9 protein-coding genes are annotated in these 12,558 nt (G+C 41.0%); all 9 read left to right on the top strand.

What is annotated here, in order from left to right; all coding sequences use genetic code 11:
- Positions 1-78 precede the first annotated feature (78 nt).
- The 9 genes from J2X69_RS06230 (at position 79) to J2X69_RS06270 (ending at position 12,504) form a co-directional block, all read left to right on the top strand.
- Positions 79-831, top strand: coding sequence for a hydroxymethylpyrimidine/phosphomethylpyrimidine kinase (locus tag J2X69_RS06230; protein WP_310100191.1), 753 nt, complete (start codon positions 79-81; stop codon positions 829-831).
- Entirely contained in the window at positions 824-1,453 is a 630-nt protein-coding gene (locus J2X69_RS06235; RefSeq protein ID WP_310100194.1) for a thiamine phosphate synthase, read from the top strand. Before J2X69_RS06230 ends, J2X69_RS06235 begins: the two co-directional genes overlap by 8 nt.
- Positions 1,440-2,207 carry a thiazole synthase gene (locus tag J2X69_RS06240; RefSeq protein WP_310100196.1) on the top strand — a complete coding sequence of 256 codons (768 nt, stop codon included), beginning with the start codon at positions 1,440-1,442 and terminating at the stop codon, positions 2,205-2,207. Before J2X69_RS06235 ends, J2X69_RS06240 begins: the two co-directional genes overlap by 14 nt.
- On the top strand, positions 2,200-3,324 hold the full coding sequence (gene thiH / locus J2X69_RS06245) for a 2-iminoacetate synthase ThiH (protein ID WP_310100199.1): 1,125 nt from the start codon (positions 2,200-2,202) through the stop codon (positions 3,322-3,324). Before J2X69_RS06240 ends, thiH begins: the two co-directional genes overlap by 8 nt.
- The gene (locus tag J2X69_RS06250; RefSeq protein WP_310100202.1) at positions 3,317-4,027 is read left to right on the top strand and encodes a HesA/MoeB/ThiF family protein; all 711 of its coding nucleotides are present in this window, start codon (positions 3,317-3,319) and stop codon (positions 4,025-4,027) included. The genes thiH and J2X69_RS06250 overlap by 8 nt, the downstream gene beginning before the upstream one ends.
- A gap of 435 nt (positions 4,028-4,462) precedes the next feature.
- Positions 4,463-5,017 (top strand): sigma-70 family RNA polymerase sigma factor, encoded by a 555-nt coding sequence (locus J2X69_RS06255; protein WP_310100205.1) that lies wholly within the window; start codon positions 4,463-4,465, stop codon positions 5,015-5,017.
- Positions 5,017-5,766, top strand: a complete 750-nt coding sequence (locus J2X69_RS06260; RefSeq protein ID WP_310100212.1) for a hypothetical protein — start codon at positions 5,017-5,019, stop codon at positions 5,764-5,766. The genes J2X69_RS06255 and J2X69_RS06260 overlap by 1 nt, the downstream gene beginning before the upstream one ends.
- Before the next feature lie 201 nt (positions 5,767-5,967).
- Positions 5,968-9,015, top strand: a complete 3,048-nt coding sequence (locus J2X69_RS06265) for a CHAT domain-containing tetratricopeptide repeat protein (RefSeq protein ID WP_310100215.1) — start codon at positions 5,968-5,970, stop codon at positions 9,013-9,015.
- A gap of 237 nt (positions 9,016-9,252) precedes the next feature.
- Positions 9,253-12,504 (top strand): CHAT domain-containing protein, encoded by a 3,252-nt coding sequence (locus J2X69_RS06270; RefSeq protein WP_310100219.1) that lies wholly within the window; start codon positions 9,253-9,255, stop codon positions 12,502-12,504.
- Positions 12,505-12,558 lie beyond the last annotated feature (54 nt).

Genomic DNA, 12,558 nt, shown 5'->3' on the forward strand with positions numbered 1-12,558 from the left:
TGGTGAGATCTGCGGAGATCTGCGGACTTTTCAGCGTATATCTGCGGGAACTATTTTAGACTTTCAGAAAAAACCAAAATGCAGGATAATAGACCTTTTGTATTGACAATTGCAGGTTTCGACCCAAGCGGAGGTGCCGGATTTACGGCGGATATCAAAACGTTTGAGCAGCACAAAGTGTATGGTCTGGCTATTTGCTCGGGAATTACCCTGCAAACGGAAGACAGCTTTCTAGCTATGCGCTGGGAGAAAGTAGCGGATGTGTTGACTGCACTTGAGGTCTTATTGTCAAAGTATCCCGTCGCGGTAATTAAGACAGGGATTTTGCCCAATGTGGACTATTTGGATAAGATCGTAAGCTTTCTGAGCACACATTATCCCGGGATAAAAATTGTCGTAGACCCCGTGTTTAGAGCATCCGCAGGATTTGACTTGTTTGATTTTTCATCGAGAGAACGCTTTTACAAAAGTTTGGAAAAATGCTACCTGATTACTCCAAATCTGGAAGAAGTGAAATGGATAACAGGAGAGGAAACAGAGGAAAATGCCGCAAGCGAATTGGTAAAGCACTGCACAGTTTTCCTGAAAGGAGGACATCACGCAACTAAAAAGGGCGTCGATTATTTATATGAAAAAAAACTGATCACTGAGTTTTTGCCTGCAAAGGAAAGTACTAACAGCAAGCACGGAACAGGCTGTGTCTTATCTGCTGCGATAGCTTCCAACTTGGCTTTGGGACTTTCGCTGACAGAATCCTGCCAGAGGGGAAAAAAATATTTGGAGAAAGTATTGGATAGTAATCACACCTTATTGGGATATCATCATGTATAGATTTCAATTCATATCACAAGGTCAAACGCCTGAAGAACACCTCAAGAACTGCAAAGAAGTATTGAATGCAGGAGGCAAATGGATTCAGTTGCGCATGAAGAATTTTCCGGATGAAATTGTAGAGAAAACAGCGTTGGAAGTACAGTCATTATGTGCCCAATTTGGAGCAACTTTCATCTTGAACGACAACGTGAATCTCGCAAAAAAAATCAATGCTGATGGAGTTCATCTGGGATTGTCAGATACGGCCATTATAGAAGCGCGGTTGATATTGGGTAAGGACAAAATCATAGGCGGAACCGCCAATACGGTGGAAGATGTAGTACAAAGAATAGAAGAAGGCTGCAATTACATAGGGCTGGGTCCCTACAGATTCACCACGACAAAAGAAAAACTGAGTCCAATACTCGGATTGGAAGGTTACAGAAGCCTGATCAACCGATTGAATGAGGAGCAAAGAAAAACGCCCATCGTGGCAATTGGTGGAATTCAGTTGGAAGACATCTCCCCTATTCTAGAGACGGGAATCAGCGGAATTGCTCTATCGGGGATTTTGACCAACTCAATGCATAAAAAAGAAATTGTGGAACGCATTAATAAGATACTCTATGAACCCGTTTAAAATCGCAGACAAGGAATTTAGCTCACGCCTTTTTTTGGGAACGGGAAAGTTTGGTTCGCCTATAGAAATGCAGCATGCCATTATCAATTCAGGTTCTGAATTGGTAACAGTAGCACTGAAAAGAATTGATCTGGAAACCGATACTGACTCGATTTTGGGTCATTTACCCAAGTCTGTCAATTTGCTACCCAACACTTCCGGCGCTCGAAATGCGAAAGAAGCTATTTTTGCAGCTCAGTTGGCCCGGGAAGCATTGGAAACGAATTGGCTGAAACTGGAAATTCATCCTGATCCAAAATACTTGCTGCCCGACCCGATAGAAACCTTGAAAGCAACGGAAGAATTGGCGAAACTGGGCTTTATTGTGCTTCCTTACATTCATGCAGACCCTGTTTTATGCAAGCTATTGGAAGATGCAGGCACTGCTGCAGTGATGCCTTTAGGTTCGCCGATTGGCACCAATAAAGGACTGAGAACAATAGATTTTCTGGAAATTATAATCGAGCAAAGTCGGGTTCCCGTGATTGTGGATGCAGGAATCGGAGCTCCCTCTGATGCAGCCAAAGCCATGGAGCTGGGTGTGGATGCCGTTCTGGTAAACACTGCAATCGCAGTAGCGGGAAATCCGGCAGACATGGCCGCAGCTTTCAAAATGGCGGTAATTGCCGGCCGATTGGCCTATGAATCGAAATTGGGAAAGATCCAATCTTCAGCGGTTGCATCAAGCCCCTTAACGTCTTTTTTGAATGGGTAGCTTTGTAGACATATTCAACTCCCTCTCTTGGGATGAGGTGAAGGAATCGATTTATTCCAAGACAGAGAAAGATGTGCTTCACGCACTGTCCTCCTCGAAATTGTCTTTGGAAGATTTTAAGGCATTGGTCTCCCCTGCTGCAGAACCTTATTTGGAGCAGATGGCTGCAAAGTCGAGTATGCTGACCCAAAAGCGATACGGAAAAACCATACAGCTGTACGCACCCATGTATTTGAGCAACGAATGCAACAATATCTGCACCTATTGCGGCTTCAGTCTGACCAATAAAGTGAAACGCAAGACCCTCTCCGATGATGAAATCATAAAGGAAATTGAAGCGATAAAAAAGGAGGGATTTAACCATATCTTATTGGTCACGGGCGAAGCGAACCATACGGTAAACATCAATTATTTCTTACAGGCGATCAAGCTTATCAAGCCCTATTTTGCCAATATTTCGATAGAATTTCAGCCCTTAAGTGTGGAAGAATACAGACAAACACATGAGGCCGGTGTTTACTCCGTGTTGGTTTATCAGGAAACGTATCATAAGGAAGTGTACAAAACTTATCATACCAAAGGAAAAAAATCGAATTTCGATTACCGCTTGGAAACACCCGATAGAATCGGCGAGGCGGAAATCCACAAAATCGGATTGGGGGTATTATTAGGATTGGAAGATTGGCGGGTTGATTCCTTTTACTGTGCCGCTCATTTGGATTACCTGGAAAAGAAATTCTGGAAAACAAAATACTCTATTTCCTTCCCGAGAATGCGTCCTGCTGAGGGAATTATTGGACCCAATGTGATCGTAACAGACAGACACTTGGTGCAATTACTGACGGCTTACCGCCTATTCAACGAGGATGTGGAACTGTCAATTTCTACCAGAGAATCGGAGCACTTTAGAAATAATATTATACCACTTGGAGTCACGTCAATGAGTGCCGGGTCAAAAACAAATCCAGGGGGTTACTCCGTAGAACCTGAATCTCTGGAGCAGTTTGAGATTTCCGATGATCGTCCGGTTCAGGAGATAGTGGAATTGATCAAAGCCAAGGGATACGAGGCCGTTCATAAAGACTGGGACCGAAAATTCAGTGAAGACTATGCTTAGCAGAGAAGAATTCAATCGCTACAATAAGCAGGTAATGCTGGAGGATGTGGGCTTGACTGGGCAGACAATGCTAAAAGAAGCAAAGGTGCTTGTCATCGGTGCCGGAGGCTTGGGTGCACCACTACTTCAGTACTTAACTTCGATGGGAGTGGGAACCCTAGGAATTGTTGATTTTGATGTAGTTGAAATATCTAATCTCCATCGTCAGATTTTATTTTCGCCTGAAGATGCAGGACGGTTAAAAGTGGATGTAACCAAGGAAAAATTAGTAAAACAAAATCCTTATGTATCCATAACTACCTATCCCGAATTACTGTCAGAAGAAAATGCCAAGCAAATTTTTAACGATTACGACTTTATCGTGGACGGCTGTGACAATTTTCTGACGCGATACATTGTGAACGACACCTGCGTGAAGATGGGAAAACCCTTAGTATATGGCAGTATCTTGGGATATCATGGACAAGTAGCGGTATTTAATTATAAAGGGAGCAAGCACTTGCGGGATTTATTCTCCGAACCGCCAAACGCTGAAGATGTCCCGAGCTGCTCAGAAAATGGTGTGATGGGCTATGTACCAGGAATTGTGGGATTGTATATGTGTGATTTTGTGACTCAGTTGATCATGGGACAATTTGAACAAGTCAACACCTTGTTTCTGATTGATTTGAAAACTATTGGAATGAGACAGATTCGATTTTAAACAAGGAGAGTGATTGATTTTTGAAGAAAATTTTGGGAGTAGTCTATGGTAAAAAGCAATCAATCCGGAGCCTCCAGACTTGTGTCCTGTAGACTGAAGTCTCCTCACTGACAGCATTGGATCATGAAACGGGAAACCAGCCTGACAGGAGACAGACTCAAACTAGATAAGTACTAAGTACTGCTTCTGGAGAAGCAGCATAGCAACAACAACGATAAACTAGCTGCGTACTTTGTTGTTAAATACCGTATGTAATGCTGACTTCAGACTATCTAGTCAGGATCCATCTAAGTAAAAAGAAGTCTGGAGAGACTTGAATAAGACAGTTGATTTTATAACATCCTGAAAATAAACCGACAACAACAAACTAAGTATATGTTTTAAGAAAAATTATTTTTATGTTTACCTTATTCCAATTTTTAAGACTAAACGTAGATGAGTGATATTCTTATAGAAAGGTTAAAGTCTGGGGATAAGGCTGCACTTGGGGAGATATACAAATTATATCGGGAGCCTTTCCTACAATTTGCAAAGCGATATCACCAGGATGTAGAACTTCTACATGATATCTATCAAGACGTAAGCATAGCCTTATTCGACAGAGCTGTAAGTGGAAAGCTCGAGCTTGAAAAAAGCAGTATAAAAACCTACCTCTTTTCTATGGGAAAGTTCATGCTGTTCACCAAATTAAAAAAAGAACACCCCAACCTTGAGTTAAAAGAAGAACAGGAGTGGTCTCAGGGATTCTATGAAGAAGCCAAACTCTTTATAGAAGAACCTGATCCAAGGGTATTTTTCCTTGGAAAATCACTTGCCAAGCTTGGCGAAAAATGCCGGAAAATCCTCGAGTTTTATTACTACGAGAACAAAAGCATGAAGGAAATCCAGCAGATAATGGAGTATAATCACCCCGATGTGGTCAAAAGCCATAAATCCCGCTGTATGAAAGCACTCAAGGAGTCGTTTAAACACAAAAAATTTGAATACTAATGGAAGGTAATGAACTGCTTGACCGCTTCTTTAAGGGAAAGCTGACTGAGGAGGAAAGACAGAGATTGGAGAATTTACTTCAGTTAGACGAGGACCTAAGGGAAGAGTTCGAATTTCAGCAAGCTGCACGTGAAGCGATCATTAGAAATAAACATATAGAACTTAAATCCTACTTGCGGGATGTTGATGAAGAGTTAGATGCAAAACCTAAAAAAGGTGAAATTCTTCCTTGGACTTCACTGTGGAAGGTTGCTGCCGGCCTGGTGCTGGTATTAGGTGCGACATTCTTATTCCTAAAAATCACCGATTCTAATACAGATCCCCAGACTTCAGATTCATTTCTTTCTTACTACAACGCTTATCCAAACGTAGTGTCACCGATTACACGTGGGGAAGGGTTCAATCCGGAAGATCAGGAGAAAGCTGCATTCCTTGCTTACGAAAGTGGAAACTATCGCCTTTCTGACAGTTTGTTTACCGGCATTTTACCATATCAGACAGATTATATCCATTTTTATAAAGGCATTTCGAAGTTTGAACTCGGGCAATACGACTCGGCCATCCTTTATTTTGACAACTATCTATATAGCGATGGAACGCAGCTACGGGATCAGGCCAAGTGGTACATGGCTTTAAGCTATCTAGTAAAAGGTGACACGGTCAAGGGAAAAGAGGAAATGATCCGTCTGAGAAAAAGCAGCGGCTATAAAATGGATGAGGTGGAGCGGATTCTGTTAGAGATAGAATAAAAAGTAATTGAAGTGACTTAAAGTTAATTATTCTGAGTACAGAATTCTGCCAATAAGCAAATTCTCTTGGTCAATAGGGATGCTGTCCTCCGGCAGGGAAAGAAGACCGAAGAAAGATGTTTCGTTTTCGGTATTGTTGAGAGTCCCGAGTTGTAGTTTAAAGTAGCTACCGGTAAAGTAGCGTGCATCTAAATAAACACTATGAAAATTATTTACCTCAAGTATTTAGCTCTGTTTTTTATCCTTGTGTGTAGCACAACTCTTGCGAGCCATAGCCAATCTCTAGACAGTACTGAGTACAAGAGCAAAATAGCACAACTGGAAAGCATAAAGACTGAAAGTATAACAATTCCGAAAAGTGAAATAAAGAATAGAGTTTTACTTAAAGAATTGGAGCGTTATTTCAAGAATGAAGAATTGTATGATAATTATTTGGAGACCTTACTACACTTATCCTATTCGCATTACTTTGAAGCAAATATGGATAGCACTTTGTATTATTTAGAAAAAGGATTGTCCGAAATAATACGTCCAAAAAAATCCGATAAATTAGAAACTATTAACATTTTTTTCAACCGCTATGCATCGTTTCTAAACGACGATGGCCAATACAAAAAGAGTAAAGACTTATATCAGGAACAGTTAGAACATTTGAGAAAAAACGACCCCTCGGGCTTAGCTAGGGCATATAATAATTTTGCTGTATTACTGAACAACCTAAAAGAAAGCGAGCAATCACTACGCTATTACGACAGCTGTCTGACCATACTGAAGCAACAGGGATTAGATGAAGGAACTCCCTTGGCTTTTACTACTTATCTCAACCAATCCATGCCAAAGATCAACATAGGGCAATATCAAGAAGCATTGGAAAGCCTGAAAAAAAGTGAATTGAACTTGATAAAAATGGGTCGTGACAAAAGTCCGGGTGACGTAATTTTAACTTCTTTATATTATGCATATGTATATTCTCACAAAAATGAATATTCAGATGACCTTGAACATGCCTTTACCTATGCAAATAAAGGTTATCAAATGCTCTATGAAATCAATAAAGAGAACTTCTACATGACTTATTTTTATTTGGTATTAGCCGATATTGAAGAGAAAAGAGGAAACTTTAAAGAAAGCCTAGACTATAACAAAAAGGCTGTGGCCTTGAAGGCAAAATTATCGGGAGAGGTCAACGATGACATGCCTGCGATGCTAACAAATGTGGCTAGAGTAAATAATAAATTGGATTATAAGGATTCTGCAGAGTATTATTTCAATCAAATAAAGAAAATATACGATGAACCGACGCAGAACAAAACTTACGACTACATAGAATATCTTTTCGAAAAAGCAGATTATTATCTGAAATCGAAGAGATTCCCAGAAGCTGAGAATGTTCTTCTGGAAGCATTGAAAGGATTTATCCCCGCTTATAATTGGAATCGTAGAATTGCAGACAATCCTCCTTTTGAGCTAATACCAGACGTTTATCAATCCGCATTCTTCTTTATAAAAAAAGCAGAAATAACTCAAGAAATCGCTGAGAAAAATGAGGATTTTGATTTATTAAAATCCTCATTAGACTCCTATATAATTGGGATCATATTGCTGAATAAAAGTAAAAGTGCGATCTTCAATTTGCGCTCAAAAGCTCAATACGGTCAACAAAAGAGTATCTATTATTCAGAAGCTATCCAGCTTGCAAACAAACTATTTCAAGAAACAGATGATAAATCCTACTGGGAAAAAGCATTTATACTTTCAGACTTGGACAAATCCTCAAATCTAAAAAACCATCTGAACCAACAATCCACAGCTTATCATAGTACCATCCCCAAGTATTTGCTAGTGAAAGAATTGGAATTGAAAAGCGAAATAAATTTACTGGAACAAGAGGCCTATAGAGACAGCTTCTCCAAAGCTATCCAATCCAGTTCAAATGACTCAACCCTTAGTCTCATCGTAAGTAAGAAGGAGGAAATGAATAGGCTGCTGTCCCAGTATAAGCAAGAATATCCCAACTATTACGCGATGCAATATGGAGGTCTGGATTTTCTACAGGAAGATATTCTGGCAGGTGACCAGATCAAGGAGCTGAGGGGATCGAATAAACTGATCTTACAATATCATGAATTGGACGACAAATTCTTATTGGCTTATGTCAAAGGTAAAAAGCAAGGGATTTTGGATATTTACAAAGATGAAGTATTTACCAGAAATCTAGAAGAGTTTATCTGGAATACCAAAACTCCTTCCTCAGTTGATTTTCAAAACTCAGCACATTACTTATATCAAAACTTATTAGCTCCCGTCCTTGAGTTATTACCTTCTAAACAAATTATCATAATTCCCGACGGAACGCTGAGCTATATCAACTTCGAGCTCCTTATCAGTGACCCAATAGCAGAAAAAGCCAACTATAAAGAATTTAACTACCTTCTCAAAAGTCACACGATCACTTACCATTATTCAAGCTCTTTGATAAAATTCAAACCGACCAACTTGAACGGCAAGTCCAGCATATTTATGGGTTTTGCGCCTTATCAGAATATTACCGACCCAAAACACATAGCTCAGTATGAGCGAACAGCCACATTTGACTTTGCTTCGTATTCTCCCCTTCCATATAGTGATCGAGAAGTTGGAGAAATAAGTGAAAAATTCTCTGGTAAAGGTTATTACGGTTTGGAAGCGAAAGAAAGCTTGCTAAAAAGCGAGGGCATTCAATCAAATATATTGCATTTTGCTACGCATAGCTATATAGATGCCAAAAATCCTATTTTCTCTGGATTGCTATTATCCGCCGATGATGAGAATGACGGGATACTTTATACCCATGAGCTGTTTGATCTGAAACTGAACGCTGATCTGGCCACATTATCAGCCTGCAATTCCGGTTCCGGTGAATTTCAAAAAGGTGAAGGAGCAATTAGCCTTGCAAGAGGCTTTATGTACGCAAATGTGCCAAACGTATTGATGAGCCTTTGGGCGGTTTCTGACCAATCTACAAGCAAATTGATGGCGCTTTTTTATGACAACATTTATAATGGAGAGCAATACAGCGAAGCGATTAGGAACGCTAAATTAGACTACCTGGCCAGTGCAGACCATAATCTAGCGCACCCTTATTACTGGGGAGCTTTTATCTATGCAGGAGATGTAGAAGGTGAGAGAAATACTAATTTCTATTACTTTCTTATTGCCGGAATATTCATCGTAGGAATATACATCCTGTATCGGCGCTTCATGACATAAAACACTTGTTAATTTTAATATGCCCATCACACTGTCTCTTTACCAATTCTTGTTGATATTCTGATTGGCAAAAAGGTGAAGGGACCAGATTCCAAGGTTTGGGATTTTCACCACAGTCCATGTAAACCCATTTTAAAAGCAATGGACATTCAAATTAAGGAATAAATAAACCCATCGCTCAGTTGAGAAGGTTAGGTTTCTTTTTTAAAGTTAAGTTCACTTTTAATTAATTAAATCATGATCAGGGCATTGGTGTATGTTGCATATGAATCGGCTGAGAAAGGGTGGAATAAATGGCGGCTCAGCGTACAGGTTTTAGGAGAACTCTATTTTTTTCTCTTCAACAGGAAACATACCTCTTTTGCAGTGATTTCATTACTCTTGCTGGGAGCATGCGGGGCAGAAAAAGTTAAAAAGGATGATTTCCCTTCCGAAGCTGCATCTACTGTGGGGATTATGGAACTGTACATGGACAAAGGTGCCGATTGGTACCCGCATAGCCTAAAAGCTGACTCCCTTCAGGAATTAGCCATGCATGCCGAATCATTACCCTGGAGGCAGAAAGCATTGGAATCGGGAAAGAATGAGAACAGCGAAGTCCAAAATTACTTAAGGGTGAAAAGGAACCATTCCCTTGCAATGACTTACAACTATGCAGCGGAAGGCATCCCCCTATTGGCTGATGCTTTTCAACTGATGGATAGTACCAAGCTAAATACAGATGAGAAAATTTCTCTACTAAATGCCTATTATCATTTCCTCGGTTATAACGGAAAATGGTCTGAAGCGCTTCCGGTAGCCACAAAAATCCACACAACCCTTAGTACGACAACCGATCCTGACCCAGAAAGTTTATCGAGTGTTCTTTTTGACATCGCATATATCCACAACAAAATCGGGAACTACCCGGAGGCTGTGGAATTTTATGAGCAAGCGTTGGAAATTCAAATCGGTTTTTTGGGAGAAAGCCACCAGGAAGTAGGCCTTACCTACAACAATCTGGCTTTCAATTACGGATTACTGGGGCTTGCGGACAAAGAATACCAAACCTACCAAAAAGCGTCAAAAACCTGGGAAGAAGCTGATGGAACTGACCAGAGTTATCTGATGACAGTGTATGGAAACCTGATCAATTGGAATCTTCGCTATGGGGATCTCAATGAAGCTGAGGGGTTACTGGCAAAAATCCGACTACTGATGGGGAATCAGGACGAGAGCTTTGGAAAACGAAATCGATTAATCGCACAGAAAAAAGACGATCCAAACACCAAGTTGGTATTGAATTACTGGAACAAACATATTCATGTGCTTTCCCGGCAGGGAAAACTCGATGAAGCGACCAAGTACCGTGACTCAGTCGCAGCTCTGGTTTCGACCATCGATCACAGCAAAGTCAGTGAATACCTGATTTACCTCGTCAGTTCCGAAGAAGAGCTTGCCGAATTACATTTTCTAAACGGGAATCTTGACGCTGCCATTTCTCATTACCTGCAGGCATTGAATCTAAAAGGCGCCTATGAATTTAACCCCTCACTACTGTCAGACACTTACGCCAAAATTGCACTGATCCATCTCGATAAAAATAATCTAACAGATGCTAAAAGCTACATTGATTCAGCCATTGCCGCACCCAAGCATTCTCAGGTTTTGAAAGATTATTATTTTGCGGCTGCCAAAATATCACTTGCCTCACTCAACCTTGAAGAGGCAAATGCCCAAAGTACAAAAGCATTAGCTATACTGACGGGTTCCGACAGTCTTGCTGCCCTACCACAAAGAATTCAGTTGGCTGATTTTAGTGGTCAGGTGCATTCCAATTACATCTCCGGCTTGACTGTAGCAGGCCAAACTTACCTCTCAATTTTTGACAGCTCAAAGGTCACTCAAGACCTGGAAACAGCCCGGCACCTTTTTCAACTTGCCCTAGAGATGCTAAACAGCTATTACCTCGGCGGTGCCTACACGGATGCTTTGGCATCCATGCAGTCTAAAATCCAGCTGGGACTGCTCGAGTGTCAGCTTCGATCAGACAATCCCCAAAATTCGGATTCACTAGGCAGTTTGATTGAAAAGCTGGAAAATAACAGGAGCAGCCAGGACTGGAAAAAATTTATAAAAAATGCCCGACATGCTGATATCCTGATTCCTGATTCTATACAGCGAATGGAAGATGAGCATCGCAAACTCATCGCCCACTACAAAGATCAATGGCATAGTCTTCAAAATGATTCTGCTGCCCAAAATCAAAAGGATTTTTTGAAGTCAAAACTTCACCACCATGAGCGGGAACTCCAAAAACTGGAGGCGCATTTGGACAAAGTAACTCCCCAATACCTCAGTCTGAGTCAAAGCCATGTAAACCTAGCTCAAATCCAAGCCAAGTTGGATAAGCAAACCACGCTATTGCGATACCTAGTCACAGATTCTACGGCCTATTTGTTTGAAATTTCCAAATCCAAAATCCTTCTGCATAGACTGGGATCCACGGATCAATTAAGAGAGATGGTGAATCGGACCATGGATCAATTAAGAAGCAGAGATAAAGCTTTCTATACTTCTTCGTCACAACTATTCACATTCCTGAGTCCACCACCGGTTGAAAAAGAATTGCTTCAAAACCTGCTAATCATTCCGGATGATATCATCAACTATGTGCCATTTGAAGCGTTGACCCCAGCTGGGAAGTCCGAAGGTTTTTTGATTAACCGGCATGAAATAAGTTACTCCTCATCTCTGCCACTTTGGTTGCTTCAAAGTGGTAAGAAAAATCCCACCCCCCCGACCTTCGCAGCTTTTGCTCCGGATTACTCTTCTCCGCAGCAGATTGGTTTTCTTCGTGACAGTACTGCCACAAGTCTGCCGGGAGCGGCATCAGAAGCAATGAGGATTTCCGAATTACTGGGCGGGATGATCCATCAGGGAACTAATCTGGACAAAGCATTTTTTCTGCAAAAGGCTCCGGAATATTCAATCCTGCACCTTGCCATGCATGCCGAAATCAATGATCAGGAGGGTGAACGATCGAATTTTGTCTTTGCAGATGACAGCAGGCTCCATGCTTATGAACTTTACAACATGAGACTTGATGCTGATCTAGCAACTTTAAGTGCATGTAATACAGGCTACGGTCCGATCAAAAAAGGGGAAGGCGTAAAAAGTTTGGCGACCGCATTTTCTTATGCGGGAGTTCCAAGTCTGATCATGGGTCTATGGCAACTTCCGGATAAAAGTTCTGAAACGCTTATGGTCTCTTTTTATCAGTCTTTGCTTGATGGTCAGCCAAAAAATATCGCTCTTGCCCATGCCAAACGTGAATATTTAAAAGCAAATCCCGATGAGGAGCTTAGCCATCCTTTTTATTGGGCAGGATTGGTGGTTTCCGGAAATATAGATCCGATACAACAATCCCCAATTCTCATATGGCCTTTTGCCCTAGCTTCTATTTTGATCATTGGTGGAATTGGCTGGAAAATCAGAACCAAAGGATAATCCGCTTATTTGGAATAGATAATTGGCAGATCCTTAAACCTGAAATATGCATTA

Origin of the sequence: Algoriphagus sp. 4150 (assembly GCF_031457395.1) — a bacterium.
GTDB lineage: Bacteria > Bacteroidota > Bacteroidia > Cytophagales > Cyclobacteriaceae > Algoriphagus.